The sequence below is a fragment of the Kitasatospora humi genome (assembly GCF_020907985.1).
GTDB classification, from domain to species: domain Bacteria; phylum Actinomycetota; class Actinomycetes; order Streptomycetales; family Streptomycetaceae; genus Kitasatospora; species Kitasatospora humi.
Window position 1 is genome coordinate 1 of record NZ_JAJJPA010000044.1, and the last position, 19,163, is coordinate 19,163.

Sequence of the window (19,163 nt, forward strand, 5' to 3'; positions counted from 1 at the left end):
TCGAGGGCCACGACGCCTCCGCCTGACAGGGCTTCGCCCAGCCTGTCCGCTCCTGCTGGTGCCGCGTCCGAGAAGGTCCGCCCAGGCGGGCGCTGGCATGCACCCGCACGGTGGCAGGTACGTAGGGCGTGGCTGATCGCAGCGGCAACGGCGGCCGTCGGCGCTTTCCCTGCCCCGCCCACCTCATCCCGGACGCCACCGGTACCGGCGCCTTCCACGACGTCTACCGCTACGCCATGGCGCACAACGCCGTATTCGTCGCCATCGAATCCGAGAAACGCCGCCAGTGGACCGTGAAGGCGGACACCCTCACCACCGGCTCCGGCCACACGGTCGCCGACGCCGTCAACGATGTCATCCGAGCCGCGATCCTCCGTCTGATCGACGACCGCGAGGTCGATTTAGGCGCCTACACGGGACCCGTCTCCTTCATGATGCACGGCGTGCGCAGCGAAGAACGAGCCCGCGAACTCGCCGCCGCACTCCACGCCGCCCTCTACGGAGACCTGGAACCCCTCTCCCGCGCCGTCCCTCCCGCACCCTGACACCCGAGTAGCAACCCGGCCCTCGTCGTGAAGTTCCACCTTCGGCCACCAGCCCGCGCAGAACTCCAGGCAGTCCTCACGGGTCCTCAGGCGCTGCGTGTAGTCCTCCTGCGCGCCCTGGTTGAACGCGGGGGCGTCACGTATCCACCGACGCGAGTCGTGTAGGGCTCACGGGTGGAGGCGACCGCCGCATCGAAGCGGATTCGGCGGCCGCACACCACCATCGCGCTCGCCGCCATCGCCGGCCTTGCGCCGATGGGCCCGGCGAGCGATGGTCAGGGGCCGACCCGTTCGTAGCGCAGCGAGGTGTAGCCGTAGTAGTCGGAGTAGATCTGGGCGATCTTCGCCGCCCCGACCGCGTCGGTCCGCAGGGCCTGCAGCCGGATGACCGTCGGGCCGTTGACCCTGATCAGCTCGCTGATCGGTGCGGTCGCGTTGCCGCCGGTCTCGGCGTTGCCCGCGTTGTAGTCGATGATCTGGTAGACGAGTCGCGCGCTTTGCGGCACCTGCGCACCGGCCCCGACGTCCCACAGCCGCGCGGTGATGTACGTGTTGAGCGGGGGGACACCGTCCAGACGTCCACGGACGTTCGCGTCGAGTTCGTAGCTGCCGGACCTTGGGAGAACAACCTCCAGAGGGGTGTCGGTCCAGGTGCCGGGCGGCAGATCGACCTGCGTGTTCAGATGCTGGATCCCGTAGGTCGCCAAGGGCGCGGCCGGAGCCGCACTGACGTTGCTCTGCGTCGCCACGGTCGTTGCACCCACAAGCAGGGCGACGGTCACGGCGATGAGACTCTTGCGTAGGGCCCGCATGGTTCCTCCCGAAGCAGAGGCCAATGGCATGTGCCGCTGCCAAGGTAGAAGCCCTCCGTACAGATGACATATCGCTCGAAAGAGTGACAGGGGCTCTCGTGCCGGACAATCATGAGCCCGGCGTACGCGAGCGGTTCCCGCGCGAGTCCTGACCGTGCTTGGTGTCGTCCCAGCTCTCGAGCAGGAACAGGCGCAGGTCGCCGGCCGAGGACGCGCGGTCGGACACCAGGTTCACGCTGACGCCGATCTGGCAGTTGCCCCGCTTGCCCAGTGCACCGCAGTACATCCGCGCCACCCCGGGCGAGACGTAGCCGTCCTTGGGAAAGCCGGCATCGTCGATGGCATACGCCTCGGGAGAGATGTGCGAGGCAGCCCAACGGCAAGCCGCTAACGGACCTTGGAGTAGTCCCAGGTCGAGGAGGAGACGAACTGCTGCAGCTGCCGATGGTCCACGCCCAGGTGCTCGGCCATCGGCCGCATCGACTTGCGCTTGCCGTCCAGCATCAGCCCGCGCAGATCCAGCCCGCCCCCGGCCCGCTGGTCCCGACGTGCCGGCGAACCGAGCATCTCCGCCGCGGGCGGCCGACCCGGCCAGGTGATCGAGGTCAGCCGGGACTTCAACGACGGGCCGCGCTACGTCGCCTCCTCCGTCACCGCCTGGCTCGGCCAGATGGTGGGCCGACCCGATCCCTATGCCCCGCAGCAGTTGGAGGACGGCGCGCACCAGTTGGTGGTCTCGGCCCTGGACGAGCGGCTCGCGCCGGGCGTCCAGGCGATCGACCCCAACGACGCCCCCTCGCCCGTCGACCTCGCCCCACTCCACGCCACCCCGCACCTGCGGCGCCTGCACCCCAACCGCTGCACCACCGCCGACCTGTCCCCCCTGGCCGCACTACCCCTCGAGGACCTCGCCATCAACCTCACCGACGGAACCGACCTCACTCCGCTCACCGGCCACCCCCACCTGACCTCACTCGCCGTCGGCTCCCAGACCCCGATCGACGTCGCCCCGCTGCACACCCTGCCCGCGCTGTGCTCCCTCGACCTGTCCCGCTCCCCCGCCCCGGACCTGACAACGCTCGCCGACCTCCCCGGCCTGCGCTATCTCGCCCTCTCCACCACCCAATGGACCACTCTGACCACCACCAATCGCCTCCCCACCCACCTCGCCGCCGGCCGCCTGGCCGGCGCCTCGCCCCTCACCACCGCCCTCGACCTGCTCGCCGCCCTCGGCATCGACACCTCCACCGCTTACCGCCTCTCCGGCACCGTCGAGATGGCAACGTCCCGTCGCGCTACTGGGGATCGTGATCTCGCTCCCGGGCGCGGCCTCCGACGCCTCCTCGCCCTCACCACCGCCGATCGGCAATCCCACGCAGACGATCCCGACGAGCACGACAGCTGTCCCCCACTCGCTACCGGCGAACCAGAACGGTCAGAGCGCTAACGGCTACCACGACAGGTCACCCTGCCGAGGGGTGGTGCAACGACTGTTGCACACAGTGATCTCACGGCGTACCGGCACTGAGCTGCACGAAGTCGTCCCACCTCGCCCCGTGCCGCACCTCTTCCCCCAGAGAATCAAGGTCTACGCCTGCTGCAGCGCGCCGTGGCCCAGGCCGGCAAGGCCGGCCTCGCGCTGTTCACGATGCGCGGCAAGGAGTACCTGACCGCGGTGCACCCCGAGCAGGGCATGCTGGTGGCGCGAACGATGCGGTCGCCGACGAGATCCGCGACCCCCGCAAGGAGCTCGACAACCTCACCGACGCCGAGAAGGTGGAGGTGCCGGACCGGGAGCTCGGCCCAGCCGAGCAGCTGAGCGACACGCTCGCCACCGACTGGAACCCCCACGAGTGGCACGACACCTACGCCGAACAGGTCCGCGACCTCGTGCAGGCGACGGCGGAGGGCAAGGAGGTCGCCATGAGTGAGGGCCCGGCCGTGCCCTCCAGCCGTCAGGTCTTGTGCCGCACCTTCGTGTTGCCGTCGGAGGCGACCAGGCCGTGCAGCGCGAGATCGCCAAGCGCCTGCCGGATCACGGTGTTCGACGCCGCGCCGGGGCGCAGCAGGCGCTGGCGCTGGTCGGCGGTGGCGACCTTGAGGACGCCGAGCGCACCGAGGACGTCGGAGCGCAGGGCGTTGGTCGAGCCGTTCGGGTTGGCGGAAGGCACGGCGCCGAAGCACGATCCAGCCCGGCCGCTGCGACTGCGGCTGCGACTGCGGCTGCGGCGGTTCGACGGCATCGACCTGGCTGTGGTCGTCGACACCCAGTGGCCGCGGGCGAAGTGCGCCGGGCAGGTCAACCAGGGCCTGGTACCGAGGGCACCACTTGCGAGTTCGCCCGTGGTGTCGGCCACGACGTGTGCGCCGTTGCCGCCACCGAGGGCAGGCCGGCACACACCGCAGCACGTGCTGACCGCCATCGCCGTCAACATCGAACGCCTCAGCAAGCAGCCTCCCGGCGAAGGCGCGCTCCCGTGACCAACCGACAGCTTTTCAGGACTACCTCGACCAACAGGGCATCGATCCCGCGCCTACGCTCATGACGAGCCGTCAGCTGACGCAGCAGCGACCAAGATTTCCGACGGAGTCGGGCTGAGAAGACAGCTTCTATTCCCAGACATCAGGGTTCGCGCTGGGGGGCGCCGAGGTAGGTGAGAACCGCAAGGACCCGCCGGTGGCCACTGTCCTCGGGAGGGAGGTCGAGCTTCACGAAAACGTTTCCGACGTGCTTGTGCACGGCCCGCTCGGTGACCACGAGGCGATCGGCAATCTCAGAGTTTCCGTATCCCTGGGCCATCATCGCGAGTACTTCACGTTCGCGCTCGGTGAGCCGCGCCAGAGGGTTGTTGCGCGTCGCGAGCAGTTGCCGGACCACCTCAGGGTCCAGCGCCGTGCCGCCGGCCGCTACCCGGTGCAGCGCCTCAACGAAGTCGTCGACGCGGGCGACTCGGTCCTTGAGCAGGTAGCCGACGCCGGTGCCATCGGCGAGTAGCTCTCGGGCATAAGTGTCCTCGACGTACTGGGAGAGCACGAGGATGGGCAGTCCTGGAAGGCGTTGCCTGGCGCGAAGCGCGGCTCTGATACCCTCGTCCGTGAAGGACGGAGGAAGACGGACGTCCACCACGGCCACGTCCGGCCGGTGGGCGACAGCGGCCACCACGAAGGACTCGGCGTCCTCGGTCGTGGCGAGCACTTCGTTCCCCAAGGCCGCCAGCATCGCGGAAAGTCCCTGCGCGAGAAGCGCGTTGTCCTCGGCGATCAGGATTCGCACGGGCACTCCACGGTGATCACTGTGGGTCCGCCGGGCGGGCTCTGCACCCGCAGCACGCCGTCAACTGCCTCAACGCGCTGCCGCATGCCGCGCAACCCCGTGCCGTGGCCTTCCGTTGCCCCGCCTTGGCCGTCGTCGGTGATATCCGCGCGGAGCTTGCCGCCGGCCCGGGTCAGGGCGACCGACACGGAAGCGGCGTGGCCGTGCTTGGCCGCGTTTGTGAGCGCCTCGGTGATAGCGAAGTACACGGCGACCTCGACCTGCGCCGGTAAGTCGCCGAGTTCACCGAGTTCCACGGTGGCGGGTATCGGGCAGCGGGCGACGACCGCCGAGACCGCGCCGGTGAGGCCCCGGTCGGCGAGGATCGGCGGGTAGACGGAGCGCAGCACGTCGCGCAGCTCGGCCATCGCCTCCTCAGCGCCCTCTCGCGCCCGGGCCAGCAGCGGGCCCACCGCCGCGGGGTCGGAGCCGAGCGTCCGCTCGGCGAGCCCGAGTTGCATGGCGAGGGACACCAGCCGCGCCTGGGTGCCGTCGTGCAGGTCCCGCTCGATGCGGCGTAGTTCACTGCCGTGCGCGTTGATCGCCCCCATGCGGGTCCGGTCCAGCGTCGACACGCGCTCGGCGAGGATCGTGGCGGCCGAGGGGGCGAGCAGCCACCGGCTCACAGACGCCTCCAGCCTGGCCAGCAGGGGCGGGCCGAACAGGGCGAGCAGCACGCTAAGCAGGAACTGAGGCACTCCGACGTAGATCGCGGATCCCCATCCGTCGATCGGGACGCTCAGCATCAGCCTGACCGGCTCGTCCGCGGGGAACAACCACCACAGGCATACGAGTACGAGCACGGCCGCCGGGAACAGGAACAGCGCCGCGCCCAGGAGCCCGAGCACGGTGCCGGCGACCATCATGCCGGGCGCCCAGCGCAGGTCGCGGCCGGTCGCCGGGTCCAACAGCACCGCCATCAGGCGCCTTCCCGCGTGGGGTCCGGCCGGTGCCGTGGATGTCACCGCCCACCGTCCCAGCCGGTCGCGCTCGCTGTCGGCCAGCCAGCGCAGCAACCGGAGCTCAAGCGGCAGGACGATCAGACCCACGCCGACCAGGCAGAGCACAGCCGAGTACATCATCATGGGCACCAGCACGACCAGGGTCACTCCACGGACGAACGCGACCACGCAGTATCCGGCGGCACGGGCCGAACGCGCCGTGCTTCGCGCCATCGAAAACTCATTCACGACGGCCAGTCTTCCCCTCCTCGGCCCCCCGGCGCAGTGGAGCCCGCTACACCTTTGGTCGGCGAGCGTGCACGATCGCCGCGGTCACCCCGAGATTCGTAGCGTCACGGCCATGAAACGAACGAACACCTTGGGCAGTTCGCGCCCCGGTCTCGTCCCCTTCCTGGCAGTCAGCTTCATCGGAGCGTGGATCACCATGCTTCCACTGTGGCTCGACGGCCTGCGTCGGACGAGCGCTGCACAGGGGACGCCGCGGCTTGCGGCGCTGTGCATGATCCTCATGATGCTGGTGCCGGCGCTGACTGCCTTCGGTCTCACTGCGCGCCACCGAGGGCCGCGTGAGGCCGCGCGGCTCCTCGGACTTGCCCGGGCCACACCGTGGCGGCACGAAGTCCGCTCCGTCGCGACCGCCCTCACGATCCCACTCGGCCTCACCGCCGCCGGCCTGACCGTGGCCACGCTCGCCGGCTGGTACACCCCCGCGCACCTGCCTGGACCCGCCACCATCACGTCGCTCGTGCTGAGCGCGCTGGTATCCACTCCGCTGTACTTCGGCGAGGAGCTCGGCTGGCAGGGCTACCTACTACCCCGGTTGCTACGGCACGGCAGGACCCGCGGCCTACTCATCGGCGGCGCGATCTGGGGAGCCTGGCACGTCCCTATGACCGCGCTCGGCGGAAGCTACCCCGGCCATCCGGTGCTGCTGGGCATACCCGTCGCCGTGGTGACCGCCATGCTGCTCGGAACGGTGATCGCCACCGTCCGGCTGTCCACCGGGTCGGTGTGGGCAGCCGTCGCAACGCACCTGTCACTCAACGAGTTCGCGCTGCCGCTGACCCGCGACAGCTCGGACCACCTCGTCGACCCGCTGCTCGCCGGGCCGTTGAGCATCTCGACCTGGCCGGCGAGCGCCATCGCCGTGCTGGCCATCTGGCTGACCTACCGACGGCGCGCCAGGCACTGTGCTCCCGGCGACGACGCAGCGATCAAGTCCGCTAAGAAGACGGCTTCCGGGCTTGACGTTTAAGAAGCTGTTGCTTTCCGGGCTTGAGGGCTGCGTTTTGCTGGTCATGCATAGGTCGGTGGTCTCGGGGAGTGGTGACGTGTCGAGTCGTCGCTCTGGTTGAGGTCGGGGATGCCGTCGGTCGTGGGGCTGTTGGAACAGCGTGAGCTCATCGCTCGCCGTCGCATGGACGAGCTGCGGGAGGAGGCCGACCGCATTGACGCGGAGCCGGCCGTGGTCGAGCGGGAGTGGAACGAGTGGGTCATCGCCCGCTCACGCGTCGGCGAGGTACCGGCTCCGGGCGGCGGCGATGCCGACGGGCCGGACGCCGCCGAGGACTTGCCGGACCACGGTGAACCGCCGGTGCAGACCCGGGCCTTCGCAGGCGGCCAAGCCGAAGTCGGTGGTGCCGATGTGGCGTGCGGGGTTGGCCTGGTCGGCGCTGTCGGTGGACTACCAGCGGATCCCGCAGGCTCTCGCGGACCGGAACCGGCTCGGCCAGGGGTCGCTGACATGCCAGGAGATGGCCGCCTGCTTCGGCCTGGATCCTGTACCGGGGAAGGTGGAAGCGTTGCGGTCGAAGGCGAAGCGGCTGGCGGCGCGGGGGTGGCTGGCCGAGCCGGCATCGGGCCGGTTCACGCTCGCGACGGGCCTGGCCGGGCCAGGCGGCGGGTCATGAGCTGCGTCATCGACCAGTAGATCATCGCCTCAGCGGTGCCGGTGGATCGCTCGAAGTCGCGCACCAGGCGGCGGCTTCGCATCAGGTGGGCGAAGAACCGCTCCACGATCCGGCGCTTGGGCAGCACGACGAAGCCGCGCATGCCGTCGCTGCGCTTGACGATCGCCAGGACCAGGGCGAGGGCGGCGAGGCAGTGCTCGACGAGGCTGCCGGTGTAGCCGCCGTCGGCCCGGACCAGGACGAGCATGTGGTGCGCGGCGCAGACCTGGGTGAGCAGGGCCTGTGCGGCGGTGTGGTCGCCGACATTCGCGCTCGTGACCATGCCGGCGAGCAGCGGGCCGAACGTGTCGACCACTGCGTGCCGTTTGCGGCCTTTGACCAGGTTGCCGTCGTCGAAGCCGCGGCTGTCGGCGCCGACGACGGCGTCCGCCTTGACCGACTGGGAGTCGATCACTCCCGCGCTCGGCTCCGGATCACGGCCCGCCTTCTCAGGACTGTGCGGCGGAGCCGGTCGTGGAACTCCTCGACCAGGCCGTGGTCACGCCAGCGGCGGAAGAAGGCGTAGACCCGGTCCCACGGCGGGAAGTCTGCGGGCATGGCCCGCCACTTGGTGCCGTTGTCGACCAGGTGGCGGATCGCGTCCAGTATCGCGCGGTGGCAGTACGCCTCCGGCTGCCCGCCCCGGCCCCGCAGCCAGCCAGGCACGGGCAGCAGCGGCCGTACCACCGTCTACTCCGCGTCGGAGATGTCCGTCAGGTAGCGGCGCTCGCGCACCCCGTGATCGCCGGCGTTCCCGAACCGGTGTGCCAGGCAGTCACACGCAAGAGTGACCGAAGTGGACCACGCTCCCGCGATGCCGTAAAGCCGCGACAACAGGGCCTCCTGGACGGCTTGTTGGCGTAGACATCCCTTGAGCTACCAGGAGGTCCTGCTTTCATGCACGACAGCCGTCACGCTCAGTCGATCGAGACTCCCGTGCGACTGGCAGTGCCTCCACGGCTCGCCACCAGTGGCGCGATAGTCAGTTGCGTCCCGGCCGGCACTTCGCCACCTTTGCCACGTGACATCACAAGACCTTGGCCGCGTGGAGCGGATCGGCAACACGGTGCGCCGACCGGCGGCGCCTTGGACACCGGCGGTTCACGGGCTGCTTCGTCATCTTGAGGCCGTCGGTTATGAGCAAGCACCCCGTGTGCTCGGCTTCGATGAGCAGGGGAGGGAGGTTCTGACCTGGATTGATGGCGAGTCCGGCCCGGACGGCTGGGCCAAGGTCGTCGATGACCGCGGCCTGATCGCCTTCGCCCGTCTGCTGCGCGAGTACCACGACGCCGTCGCCGGCTACCGCCCTCCTGGCACAACCTGCTGGTCCACCAAGACCGCTGGACCTGTGGGCGATGAGGTGATCTGCCATGGGGACTTCGGGCCGTGGAACGTCGTCTGGTGCGGCAGTCAGCCGATCGGGATCATCGACTGGGACCACGCCCGTCCGGCGCAGCGGTTGCACGATGTCGCCTACGCGCTCGAGTACGCCGCTCCGTTCCGGGATGACGCCGAGTGCGTGCGCCGGCTGCGCTACCCCCAGCCGCCCGACCGGCGTCGCCGCCTTGAGGTGTTCGCCAGTGCGTACGGCCTCACTGACACGGCGGGGCTGGTCGACGCCGTTATTGGCGTTCAGGAAGAGGACATCGACGCTGTTCGCCGCCTCGCCGAGCAGGGCCACGAGCCCCAGGCCACCTGGGTTGCCGAAGGCCATCTGGACGAGCTTCGAGATCGTGTCGCATGGAGCCGAGCCAACCGGCATTTGATCGAATAACGGTATGTGGGTGTCGGCTCCACGGCAGCAGTCACGCTCACCAGATCGAGACTCCCGTTCGACTGGCACCCCTCAAGATCGGAACGGCAACAACCACCAAGGTCAACGAGCCAGCCGGTGTAGCCGCCGTCGGCCCGGACCAGGGTGATGATGGCGCGGTGCCGGGCGCGCAGGCGCTGCAGCAGGTCGTGGCCGGCGTCGCGGTCGCTGACGGATGCCGCGGTGACGATCACGACCAGCGGCAGGCCGAGGGTGTCGACGCCGATGTGCCCTTTGCGGCCGTTGATCTTCTTTCCGGCGTCGTAGCCGCGCGAGGCGGCGGGCACGGCGTCGCCCTTGCGGCGCGGCACCTCGACAGCGCCCAACACCAGGACGCGCAGCAGACGGCCGATCAGTCTCCAGGCCCGTCGACAACCACGGTCCACCGCAGGTCCCAGCCGAGCCCTGTCAAGTGGTCCCGGGCCGTGGTGACGCTGGCCGCGGTATCAGACAGGTGCTCGGCCATCTGCGGGAGAAAGCCGGTCAATAGATGCAGGTTACGTAATGGGGCCATCGGCTCGGTGTACCCGTCGGGTACCGGCGGCACGCCCTCTTTTTTGGCCAACTGTGATGCTCAGTCACAGCCTGCACCGCGGAACGTCAACGCCACTGGTAGAACGCCCGGTCATCACCTGGGATTCCCTGTAACCCCGGAACGCCCTTGGCGTCCTGAGTCCTTGATCCTCCGTTCTTCACGAGCACCTGGGCCTGGTAGCGGAGCAGCTGCAGGAACGCCTCGCGCCTGGTCGGCCGGCGCACCGGGGTCCGGCAGCAGCACCCGCGGGGGTGTGCTGGTGCCGGTGGAGACCGGGAAGCGCTGGGCGCCCGACCGGGCCGCTGTCGGTGCCGGGATGGGCCCGTGTGGTGGTCGGGGTGGTGATGTCGGTCATCGCAGGTGCCCGCTATCGCGTCGCGGGCTCGAATGAACGTCGATTCTTGGCAGAATGCACGAGTGCAGCCCCTACCGGTTCCCTGCCCCGCCCACCTCATCCCGGACGCCACCGGTACCGACGCCTTCCACGACGTCTACCGCAACGCCATGGCGCACAACGTCGTATTCGTCGCCATCGAATCCGAGAAACGCCGCCAGTGGACCGTGAAGGCGGACACCCTCACCGCCGGCTCCGGCCACACGGTCGCCGACGCCGTCAACGATGTCATCCGAGCCGCGATCCTGCGCCTGGTCGACGACCGCGAGGTCGATTTAGGCGCCTACACGGGACCCGTCTACTTCATGATGCACGGCGTGCGCAGCGAAGAACGAGCCCGCGAACTCGCCGCCGCACTCCACGCCGCCCTCTACGGAGACCTGGAACCCCTGTCTCGCGCCGTCCCTCCCCCACCCTGACACCCGAGTAACGGCCCCGGCCCTCGTCGTGAAGTTACACCTTCGGCCACCGACCCGCGCCGAACTCCAGGCAGTCCTCACAGGTCCTCAGGCGCGCGCCGGCCTGCCACGCCTCGGCGTGGCACGACGGGCTCCGGCAGGCCACCGCCCGGGCAGGTGGCAGCAGGACAGGTTCGGCGGCGTACCGGACGCGGAGGTCTCCCGCAGCGGTTTGGGGCCGGCGGACATCTCCCGGTCCAGGAAGCCGCGCAGTGGTGTGCGGGGGCAGCTGAGGCCGGAGGTCAGGCTCATGCCGTCCACCGCCGGCCGGTGACTGTGCTGCGGGCGGGGCCGAAGGGGAGCACCGCAGAGGTGCCGGTCCGGGGCTTGGTCCGGGCGGTGGTGTGCAGGCGGTTCGTCATACCAGGGACGCTAGGAACGTCCCCTGACAGGTTGGAGGACGAACGGAGCAGCCGCGTCGCCCGGTTGGGCACGTTTTCACCCGACCGGCCGGACAGTCCTTGCGCTCGGGACCGAGTCCATCGGCGGGAAGTGCTGCTCCTGGATCTCGGCCCACTGGGAGGTCGTCGGTTTGGGTCGTAGCGAGCTGAGGACGTCGGGGCGGATCAGCTGGCCGCAGCTAGGCAGGTGGTTGCCGGTGTGAACCATCGTTCGGGCGAAAACGGAAGCGTCCGAGTTTCGTTAGGGGTACATGACTTTGATCAGGACGATCTCTGCCTTCGCACTTGCTGCTGCAGGGGCGTCTGTCGCCTCAACATCAGCCGGTGCAACCACGATCATTGGCTTCGGAAACGGCGCGATCAACAACGCCTGCGCCAACAGCGGCATGGCTGGCCGAACCAACGGCGCCACCGCTCAGGCGCAAGGAATCGGCACAGCGCTCGCCGCAGCACTGCCTGTCAGCGGCCCCGCCAACCAGTGCGGGAATCTTGGACTCCAGGCCGTGGCGGGATCTTCCTCCCGCCTCCTCTACAAAGTCAGCGGCAGCGTGGATGACTGGCTTATGGAGTGAGTGGCGGTGCCGCTCAGGTGGGGTCCTGGAGCGGAGCGGTGGGGAGGTAGAGCCGGCGGCCGAGCTGGGTCACCCGCTCTGCTCCAGTGCGGTGACGAGTTCGGCGAGGATCGGGAGCGAGGCTGCCAGCGTGTCGCGTTCGCCGGCGGGCAGCTGATCGATGGCGTGGGCCAGGGCGGCCGAGCTGGTGCGGTCGTAGCGGTCGAGCAGGTCGAGGGCGGCGGCGGACGGGGTGAGCACCACCGCGCGCAGGTCGCCGGGGTCCGGGTCGCGGCTCACCAGGCCCGCCGCCACCATGGTCTTGACGAGGTTGCTGACGGTGGAGGGGGCGATCCGGAGCCGCTGGGCCACCGTGCGCGGACTGAGCGGGCCTTCGGCGGCGAGCGCGCGCAGCAGCTCGATCTGGGCTTCGGGAAGGTCGGGGAGCCCCGCGGCACTGCGGCTCGCGCGCATCACGGCGCGGCGCAGGGGCCCGAGGAGGCGGCTGAGCTCGGAGGCAGTGTCCATAGGGGAAAGTCTGCCCAACTTTTCCATTTGACACAAAATAGTTTTGAGTCAAAATGGAGATGCGGCCCCCAACCAGGCCCCCGCCCCGGTCAAGGCAAGGAGCGCAACCCCATGACCGCCACCCAGTACCCGACCACCATCGAAAACCCCGTTCCCCAGCAGGACCTGTCCGGCATTGTCGGCCACCGCTTCATCTACACCTACGCCAACGGCTGGCAGTACGAGATGTACGTGAAGAACGCCACCACCATCGACTACCGCATCCACACCGGCCATGTCGGCGGCCGCTGGGTCAAGGGCCAGAGCGTCGACCTCGTCATGCTCACCCAGGGCGTCTACAAGGTCTCCTGGAACGAGCCGACCGGCACCTCGGTCTGCGTCAACATCATCCCCGCCGAGCGGGTCCTGCACGGCGTGATCTTCTTCCCCGACTGGATCCGCAACCACGGCGAGCGCACCGTCCTGTTCCAGAACGACCACCTGGACGAGATGCGCGCCTTCCGCGACGCCGGCCCGACCTACCCCATCTACATCGTCCCGGAGTTCGCGAAGATCACCCTGTTCGAGAACGTCGGCGAGAACGACGACGACGTGATCTCCGTCGCCCCCGGCGACCTCCCCGCGGGCTGGTCCGACCGCACCAACTGAACCGGGTTCGGGAGCAGCGGGACGCCTCGGCCCGGCCCCACTGCCCCCGGTCGCCGCAGGCCCCGGGTCCCGGGTCCTGGGAACACTCTGCGCCGTGACCTACACCGACAGCAGCCTGTTCCAGCCCGGCACCACCGTGTTGCGCCGCGACGTCCACGCCGGCCGAGTGTGGGCCACGATGCCCCAGCGCGTGGTCGACGACACCGGCCAAGTGGTCACCAACCGGCAGCGCTTCGCCCGCCTCCGCCGAGGACCGCACCGTCGTGGGCGTCTACGGCCTGAGCCCGAATCTGAGTACCCGTGCTCAGGGCCGCAGGACCGAACCCCGGTAGCGTCGTGATCAAGACCGCATACCGCTCGGCCGACGACGGGGGACAACACGATGCAGACCAGTGAGCGCACCACGACCCGCAGGTGGCCGGTCGTCCTCGGCATGGTGCTCCCCCTCTTCCTGATCGGCGGGGTCACCGCCGGGAATTGGGCCTGGGACCACGGCCACGGTCCGATCGCCAGGCACGACGAGCCCATGATTTCTGACGTCGGAGTCGTGACCCCTGTGGACGGTCACGTAATGCGGCTCTGTCGAAAATCTTGTGGAGCGGGAACCGCGAGTACTCTGAGTGGCGCCAGTGTTCGACTACTCATAGACGGTTGCCGCGCTGAGAGCCCGCGCGAAGAAGGTCCAGTCGCCGCTGCCCAGAAGCTCCTTGCTGAAGTACTGGTACCAGCTTTCTGAGCTGGCAGCCCGGCGGATCGAGGCAGGCGTGGGAGCGGCGCCGGCAGACTCGGGGACTGTGCCGGGGACGCCACCGCCGGCGCTGGCGGGCCGGCCCCCGACCGGTTCCTGGAACCGGTGGCCCGGCCGACCGGGCCGGACGGGCCACCGGAGCTGTGGGGCGCCTATCGCTAGAGCCGGCCGCACAGGAAGCTGGTCCGGGCGGTCGCGGTGGCACCGGAGGAGTCCGTCACGGTGACCTGGATGGTCGTGTGCTGGCCGTCGTTGCACATGCCCCAGCCGTCGTCGGGGCTGCTCATGTAGCCCAGAAACGTGGCGTTGACCACTCCGGTGAAGGTGTAGGTGTAGCTGCCGGTGCCCCCGCTGGCCCACGCCTGGCAGTCGAACTCGTCGACGTTCACCTTGCCCGGCATCAGGCCGTCGTCCGTACAGGCCCCGACACCGAAGCCGGTGGTGAGCGTCGTGGTGGCGTGGGCCGGGGCAGCGACGCCGAAAGTGGCCAGTGCAAGGAGCAGCGGAGCGGCGAGGCGTACAGCGGTCCTGGTCATCGGGACTCCCTTGTTGTTCCGGGTACGGACTCAAGTTCGGCGTCTGGATGGAGAGTTGACGCTGATGAGCGAGACTTGACTGTGGCTGGCCGACCGGATCGGGATCAAGGCGCCGTTCGTAAACTCCTGTGAAGCTACGGCCGGAAGAGTAGTCGTCGTGTCATCGGTTCGTGAACGTCGCGGCTTCGGGTCGACGAGGCGTTTCCTGCCCGGCCGAAGCCGGGACCAGCGATGGCGAGGGTCGCCGGTTCGGGTGATCGGCCGACAGGGCCGATACCGTCGCCGCGGGGGTGGCGAGCCGGAAAGCCGGGTGCCGGCCCGGTGAGGCGAACGGCAAGCGCCGTGCCGGTCCGGGCGGGCGCAGGGCGGCCCTCGGGGCTCGGCGGTCAGGTGCGGGTCCGCAATCGCGCCGCGCACCCTGGCGGCCGCCCTGCCGCCTGGGCGCAGACCGCCGCATCAGCCTCTCCTCGGCGCGGCGCGGCGCGGCGCAGCTCGAACTCCGGCCGGGCCGGGCCGGCGGACCCCGTCCCGCTCGTCCTGCGCGGCCTCGCCCGCCCGGTTGACAGCGAGACGTGGACCTTGTTGGCAGGCGTCGTACGCGGCCACCGCAACGTCGTCCACCGGGCGCTGCGACCGCTGGCCATCCCTGGTGGCGGATCGGCGGGTTGGCGGCGCGAGGGGAACACGGCGGCATTCGGCATCGGTGCCCGCATCATCCCGCACCGCACTCGGTGACGTCAGGTGATGTCACGTCAATACCCGGAGACGACAGAAGTCGTCCAGGTCGTGCATGGGCGATCGAGGGCCGGCTGACCGCAAGTGGCCCACAGGAACGGTCGGCGAGTGGCTCATTGTGTGGCCGAAGGGTGGCTTACGGTCAACCTGCTCAGTTCACCGAGTTCGGGAGTAATCGCAGATGACCGCCAGCAGGATTGAGGTCTGCATCATCGGTGCGGGGCCCCGCGGGCTATCGGTACTGGAGCGGATCTGCGCCAACGAGCGCACACAGCATCGGAGTTCGAGCCTCAAAGTGCACGTGGTCGATCCGTTCCGGCCGGGGGCGGGCAAGGTCTGGCGGACCGACCAGTCCTGCCACCTCCTGATGAACACCGTGGCCTCGCAGATCACCGTGTACACCGACGACAGCTGCCGGATCGACGGACCGATCGAGCCGGGCCCGACGCTCTACGAGTGGGCCAGAAAGCTTGCCGACACCGGCTCGGCGGACCTCGACGACCGGTCCCTCGCCGAAGCCCGCGATCTGACCCCGAACGCCTACCCCACCCGGGCGTTCTACGGCGCCTACCTGGCCGCCGCCTTCCAGGAGGTGGTGGCGAGGGCGCCCGAGCACGTCACGATCCAGGTGCACCGCGTCCGTGCGGTCGCCGTCACCGACGCCGAAACCGGTGGTGGCCGGCCCGACGGGGCGCGCCAGGCCGTCCGCCTCGAAAACGGCCTGTGGTTGGACGGCCTGCACGCGGTCGTGCTGGCCCAAGGCCACGTGCCCACCGAGCCGTCCGAGCAGGAAGCGGCCACCGCCGAGCTGGCCGCCGCCCATCGGCTGACCTACATTCACCCGGGCAACCCTGCCGACCAGGACCTCAGCGGGATCCGGCCCGGCCAGCCGGTGCTGCTGCGCGGCCTCGGGCTGAATTTCTTCGACCACATGGCGTTGTTCACCGTCGGCCGCGGCGGCGTCTTCACCCGCGGCGCCGACGGGCAACTGAGCTACCGGCCTTCCGGCCTGGAACCGCGCCTGTTCGCCAGTTCCCGGCGCGGGGTGCCCTACCACGCCCGGGGCGAGAACGAGAAGGGCGCGTTCGGGCGCTACCACCCCAAGCTGCTCACAGGCGAGTACGTGGCGCAGCTGCGCGAGCGCGCGGACAAGGGCGACCAGGTGACCTTCGCCACCGACCTGTGGCCGCTGATCGCCCGCGAGGTGGAGAGCGTCTACTACGGTGCGCTGCTCACCGCCCACGGTCGTGACGCGGAGCGGGAGGCCTTCGTCGAGGCCTACCTGGCGGCCGAAGACCAGGCGGCGCCGCTCGACGCCTTCGGCATCGCCACGGAGCAACGGTGGAGCTGGCAGCGGCTCGCCAAGCCCTACGGCGAGAGGAAGTTCGCCGACCGGGACGACTTCCGGGCTTGGCTGCTCGACTACCTGGCCAACGACGTGGCCGCCGCCCGCGAGGGCAACCTGAGCGGTCCGCTCAAGGCGGCTCTGGACGTACTGCGGGACCTGCGCAACGAGATCCGGCTCGCGGTCGACCACGGCGGCCTGGACGGCGTCTCGCACCGCGACGAGTTGGAGCGCTGGTACACGCCGCTCAACGCCTTCCTGTCGATCGGCCCGCCGACCTCGCGGATTGAGCAGATGTCAGCCCTGATCCAGGCTGGGATCCTGGACCTGACCGGGCCGGGTACCGAGATCCGGATCGACCCGGCGACAGGCACCTTCATGGCCTCCAGCCCACTCGTCCCCGGTGCACCGGTGCACGCCACGGTGCTGATCGAAGCCCGACTGCACGAACCCGACCTCCGGCGGACCGGTGATCCGCTGCTACGTGACCTGGTGGCGCGTGGCGAGGCCGTGCCCTACCGGATCAGCTCGGCCACCGGCGACTACCAGACCGGCGGACTGGCCGTCACCGAACGCCCCTACCGGGTGCTCGACGCACACGCCCGCGCACACCCGCGCCGCTTCGCGTACGGTATCCCGACCGAATCCGTGCACTGGGTGACGGCCGCCGGCATCCGCCCCGGTGTCGACTCGGTGACGCTCGGGGACTCCGACGCGATCGCCCGCGCCGTCCTCGCCCTGCCCGCCACCGCACCCCAGCCGACCGCCGACGAGGAACCAGCCATGACCCACTCCATCCGCACCGGGGTGATCGTGTGACCGCCCAGCAGGAAGAGACCGAATGGGACCAGCAAGACGCGGGGCTGCTGTCACCGGTGCGCGCCGGCACCGCCGTCGAGGCGGCGGTCAGCGACCGGGCCTGGCTACAGGCCATGCTGGACGCCGAGGCGGCCCTGGCCCGCGCCCAGTCCCGGCTCGGGACACTGCCACCGACGGCAGCCGAAGCGATCACCGCGGCGGCGCGGGCCCAATACTTCTCACTGCGTGAACTCGCCCTGGCAGCCCGGGAAACCGCCAATCCGGTGGTCGGCCTGGTCCAGGCCCTCACCCGCAAGGTGGCCACCACCGACCCGGCCGCCGCGGAGTACGTCCACCGCGGCTCCACCAGCCAGGACATCTTCGACACCGGCGCGATGCTGGTGGCCAAGCGCGCGCTGCGGATCATCCGAGCCGACCTGGCCCGGGCGGCGACCGCCCTGAGGCTGCTCGCCGAGCAGCACCGCGACACGGCGATGGCCGGGCGCACCCTGGCCTTGCAAGCGGTGCCGACCACATTCGGACTCAAGGCAGCCGGTTGGCGGCAACTGCTCCTGGACGCCGAGCAGCGGCTGACTCGGGTCCACGAACAGGGCCTGCCGGTCTCACTCGGCGGCGCAGCGGGCACCCTGGCCGGCTACCTGGAGTACGCCCGGCTCGACAGCACGGCCGGCAAGCCGGACCCCGGACGCTACCTGGACGAGCTGCTCGACGCCTTCGCAACCGAAACCGGCCTCGCCCGCACCACACTGCCCTGGCACGTACTGCGCACACCGCTGGCCGACCTCGCCGCGGCCCTGGCCTTCACCGCCGGCGCCCTGGGCAAAATCGCCATTGACGTGCAGAACCTCACCCGCACCGAAGTCGGCGAGGTAGCCGAACCCGGTGCACCCGGCCGCGGCAGCTCCTCCGCCATGCCGCACAAGCGCAACCCCGTACTGGCCACCCTGATCCGTTCCGCAGCCATCCAGGTCCCACCGATCGCCACCGCGCTCACCCAGTGCCTGGTCGCCGAGGACGAGCGCTCCGGCGGTGCCTGGCACGCGGAATGGCAAATGCTGCGCGAATGCCTACGACTGGCCGGAGGTGCCGCGCACACGATGGTCGAACTGGCAGAAGGCCTGCAGGTGCGCCCGGATCGGATGCTGGAAAACCTCCACCTGACCGGAAGCCAAGTCGTCTCGGAACGCCTGGCCGCCGTCCTCGCCCCTCAACTCGGCAAAACCGCCGCCCGTACACTACTGACCGACGCCTCCACCCGTGCACAGCGCACTTGCGACCCGCTACCCGTGGTACTCGGCACCGACCCGCAAATCAGCGCGCTGCTCGATGCCGAACAACTAGCCGCGCTGTGCGACCCGGCGAACTACACAGGCGCCGCCGCGACCCTGGTCGACCGAGCGATCAGCCCCACGACCGGCACCGAAACAGACAACTGACGAACTCTTGTACGAAGCCTCGGTGGGATTCGCGCACGATCGCGCGGATCCCGCCCCTGCTTGTTGGCCGCCCGCCGCCAGTCCCGGGCGTTGCCTGCACCAAAGGCGTTGAATGGGGTCGCGTTCGACGCAGGCTCGGTAGCCGGCGTAGTCGTTCGGCGCGAGCGTTGACTTCTTCATGGTGAGCAGCCAGCCGCCCGCGTCCTCGAAGTCCGCCCCCCTGGTCGCCAGCCCGCCCCGCAGCCGTCACGGATCCGCACCGGCAGGACGGCCCCGCTTTGAAGCGCGAACGGCAGGCTACCGCGCCCGGGTTCGAGCCGCAGGCTGCTGCCGGGTCGCCCTGGAACAGTGACTCGAACGCTCTTGGGGCCGTCGGCGAGACCGCTCAGCGCGGCTTCGCCGGTCAGTGCCCGAGCCCGACCGACGCCGTCGGCACGGGAGTTGAGCCGGGCCGGGTCGACGGCCGCGACCAGTAAGTCGTGTCCGTCGACGTTCACGGTGGCCGAGCGGACCGGTGTGACGGCGAGCGTGCGCTGCTCGCACGCGGGGGCTCCGCTCTATGATCCCGGCGTGCGAATATCCACTTCCCTCCGCGCTGCCACCGTCGCCGTCGCCCTGACAGGCGCGCTGACGGC

The 19,163-nt window shown here is 69.8% G+C and carries 18 protein-coding genes and 3 pseudogenes; 11 read left to right on the forward strand and 10 right to left on the reverse strand.

Going from position 1 to position 19,163, the window contains the following annotated elements; genetic code table 11:
- Window positions 1–128 precede the first annotated feature (128 nt).
- Window positions 129–545 (forward strand): hypothetical protein, encoded by a 417-nt coding sequence (locus LN042_RS29085; RefSeq protein ID WP_230054389.1) that lies wholly within the window; start codon window positions 129–131, stop codon window positions 543–545.
- 275 nt (window positions 546–820) lie between these two features.
- On the opposite strand, the gene LN042_RS29090 is transcribed toward LN042_RS29085, so the two are convergent.
- Window positions 821–1,327 (reverse strand): hypothetical protein, encoded by a 507-nt coding sequence (locus LN042_RS29090; RefSeq protein ID WP_230054390.1) that lies wholly within the window; start codon window positions 1,325–1,327, stop codon window positions 821–823.
- 175 nt (window positions 1,328–1,502) lie between these two features.
- Window positions 1,503–1,924: pseudogene (locus tag LN042_RS38240) on the reverse strand (transposase); the annotation flags it as partial.
- 28 nt (window positions 1,925–1,952) lie between these two features.
- Here LN042_RS38240 and LN042_RS29100 point away from each other — a divergent pair.
- Window positions 1,953–2,804, forward strand: a complete 852-nt coding sequence (locus LN042_RS29100) for a hypothetical protein (protein ID WP_230054391.1) — start codon at window positions 1,953–1,955, stop codon at window positions 2,802–2,804.
- 508 nt (window positions 2,805–3,312) lie between these two features.
- On the opposite strand, the gene LN042_RS29105 is transcribed toward LN042_RS29100, so the two are convergent.
- A complete protein-coding gene (locus LN042_RS29105; RefSeq protein WP_230054392.1) occupies window positions 3,313–3,528 on the reverse strand; it encodes a replication-relaxation family protein in 216 nt (71 codons plus the stop codon).
- On the opposite strand from LN042_RS29105, the gene LN042_RS29110 reads away from it, so the two are divergent.
- Entirely contained in the window at window positions 3,515–3,838 is a 324-nt protein-coding gene (locus tag LN042_RS29110; RefSeq protein ID WP_230054393.1) for a hypothetical protein, read from the forward strand. The genes LN042_RS29105 and LN042_RS29110 overlap by 14 nt on opposite strands.
- Window positions 3,839–3,980: 142 nt before the next feature.
- On the opposite strand, the gene LN042_RS29115 is transcribed toward LN042_RS29110, so the two are convergent.
- Both LN042_RS29115 and LN042_RS29120 read right to left on the reverse strand, forming a co-directional pair.
- A complete protein-coding gene (locus LN042_RS29115; RefSeq protein ID WP_230054394.1) occupies window positions 3,981–4,631 on the reverse strand; it encodes a LuxR C-terminal-related transcriptional regulator in 651 nt (216 codons plus the stop codon).
- A complete protein-coding gene (locus tag LN042_RS29120; protein ID WP_230054395.1) occupies window positions 4,619–5,845 on the reverse strand; it encodes a sensor histidine kinase in 1,227 nt (408 codons plus the stop codon). The genes LN042_RS29115 and LN042_RS29120 overlap by 13 nt, the downstream gene beginning before the upstream one ends.
- 127 nt (window positions 5,846–5,972) lie before the next feature.
- On the opposite strand from LN042_RS29120, the gene LN042_RS29125 reads away from it, so the two are divergent.
- Together LN042_RS29125 and LN042_RS38110 are read left to right on the forward strand one after the other, a co-directional pair.
- Complete coding sequence (locus LN042_RS29125) at window positions 5,973–6,887, forward strand: CPBP family intramembrane glutamic endopeptidase (protein ID WP_230054396.1); 915 nt, start codon at window positions 5,973–5,975, stop codon at window positions 6,885–6,887.
- 108 nt (window positions 6,888–6,995) lie between these two features.
- Window positions 6,996–7,542 (forward strand): annotated as a pseudogene (locus LN042_RS38110) (hypothetical protein).
- Here the strand turns inward: LN042_RS38110 and LN042_RS29130 are convergent.
- Together LN042_RS29130 and LN042_RS29135 are read right to left on the reverse strand one after the other, a co-directional pair.
- On the reverse strand, window positions 7,499–7,996 hold the full coding sequence (locus LN042_RS29130; RefSeq protein WP_230054397.1) for a transposase: 498 nt from the start codon (window positions 7,994–7,996) through the stop codon (window positions 7,499–7,501). The pseudogene LN042_RS38110 and the gene LN042_RS29130 sit on opposite strands and share 44 nt — an antisense overlap.
- Entirely contained in the window at window positions 7,993–8,268 is a 276-nt protein-coding gene (locus tag LN042_RS29135) for a transposase (protein ID WP_230054398.1), read from the reverse strand. Before LN042_RS29135 ends, LN042_RS29130 begins: the two co-directional genes overlap by 4 nt.
- A 334-nt stretch (window positions 8,269–8,602) precedes the next feature.
- Here LN042_RS29135 and LN042_RS29140 point away from each other — a divergent pair, with 334 nt between their 5' ends.
- Window positions 8,603–9,355: an aminoglycoside phosphotransferase family protein gene (locus LN042_RS29140; protein ID WP_230054399.1), complete on the forward strand. Its 753-nt coding sequence runs from the start codon at window positions 8,603–8,605 to the stop codon at window positions 9,353–9,355.
- Window positions 9,356–9,429: 74 nt separating this feature from the next.
- Here LN042_RS29140 and LN042_RS37450 read toward each other — a convergent pair.
- A pseudogene (locus LN042_RS37450) lies at window positions 9,430–9,669 on the reverse strand (transposase); the annotation flags it as partial.
- Window positions 9,670–10,346: 677 nt separating this feature from the next.
- Here LN042_RS37450 and LN042_RS29150 point away from each other — a divergent pair.
- Both LN042_RS29150 and LN042_RS29155 read left to right on the forward strand, forming a co-directional pair.
- On the forward strand, window positions 10,347–10,742 hold the full coding sequence (locus tag LN042_RS29150) for a hypothetical protein (RefSeq protein ID WP_230054400.1): 396 nt from the start codon (window positions 10,347–10,349) through the stop codon (window positions 10,740–10,742).
- Between the two features lie 691 nt (window positions 10,743–11,433).
- Window positions 11,434–11,754, forward strand: coding sequence for a hypothetical protein (locus tag LN042_RS29155; RefSeq protein WP_230054401.1), 321 nt, complete (start codon window positions 11,434–11,436; stop codon window positions 11,752–11,754).
- A 69-nt stretch (window positions 11,755–11,823) separates the two neighbouring features.
- Here the strand turns inward: LN042_RS29155 and LN042_RS29160 are convergent, their stop codons facing one another.
- Window positions 11,824–12,261, reverse strand: a complete 438-nt coding sequence (locus LN042_RS29160) for a MarR family winged helix-turn-helix transcriptional regulator (protein WP_230054402.1) — start codon at window positions 12,259–12,261, stop codon at window positions 11,824–11,826.
- Between the two features lie 111 nt (window positions 12,262–12,372).
- Between LN042_RS29160 and LN042_RS29165 the strand changes: the two genes are divergently transcribed.
- Window positions 12,373–12,909 carry a phenolic acid decarboxylase gene (locus tag LN042_RS29165; RefSeq protein WP_283843944.1) on the forward strand — a complete coding sequence of 179 codons (537 nt, stop codon included), beginning with the start codon at window positions 12,373–12,375 and terminating at the stop codon, window positions 12,907–12,909.
- A 906-nt stretch (window positions 12,910–13,815) separates the two neighbouring features.
- Here the strand turns inward: LN042_RS29165 and LN042_RS29170 are convergent.
- Complete coding sequence (locus LN042_RS29170; protein WP_230054403.1) at window positions 13,816–14,193, reverse strand: hypothetical protein; 378 nt, start codon at window positions 14,191–14,193, stop codon at window positions 13,816–13,818.
- A 916-nt stretch (window positions 14,194–15,109) separates the two neighbouring features.
- Between LN042_RS29170 and LN042_RS29175 the strand changes: the two genes are divergently transcribed.
- Window positions 15,110–17,092 (forward strand): FAD/NAD(P)-binding protein, encoded by a 1,983-nt coding sequence (locus tag LN042_RS29175; RefSeq protein WP_230054404.1) that lies wholly within the window; start codon window positions 15,110–15,112, stop codon window positions 17,090–17,092.
- Window positions 17,089–18,528, forward strand: a complete 1,440-nt coding sequence (locus LN042_RS29180; RefSeq protein ID WP_230054405.1) for a nitrosuccinate lyase — start codon at window positions 17,089–17,091, stop codon at window positions 18,526–18,528. The genes LN042_RS29175 and LN042_RS29180 overlap by 4 nt, the downstream gene beginning before the upstream one ends.
- Window positions 18,529–19,163 lie beyond the last annotated feature (635 nt).

Excerpts from the sequence above, each read along its gene's own strand:
- LN042_RS29175 (WP_230054404.1), top strand. The coding sequence starts at position 15,110 with ATGACCGCCAGCAGGATTGAGGTCTGCATCATCGGTGCGGGGCCCCGC.
- LN042_RS29120 (WP_230054395.1), bottom strand. The coding sequence starts at position 5,845 with ATGGCGCGAAGCACGGCGCGTTCGGCCCGTGCCGCCGGATACTGCGTG.
- LN042_RS29165 (WP_283843944.1), top strand. The coding sequence starts at position 12,373 with ATGACCGCCACCCAGTACCCGACCACCATCGAAAACCCCGTTCCCCAG.
- LN042_RS29125 (WP_230054396.1), top strand. The coding sequence starts at position 5,973 with ATGAAACGAACGAACACCTTGGGCAGTTCGCGCCCCGGTCTCGTCCCC.
- LN042_RS29160 (WP_230054402.1), bottom strand. The coding sequence starts at position 12,261 with ATGGACACTGCCTCCGAGCTCAGCCGCCTCCTCGGGCCCCTGCGCCGC.
- LN042_RS29155 (WP_230054401.1), top strand. The coding sequence starts at position 11,434 with ATGACTTTGATCAGGACGATCTCTGCCTTCGCACTTGCTGCTGCAGGG.
- LN042_RS29170 (WP_230054403.1), bottom strand. The coding sequence starts at position 14,193 with ATGACCAGGACCGCTGTACGCCTCGCCGCTCCGCTGCTCCTTGCACTG.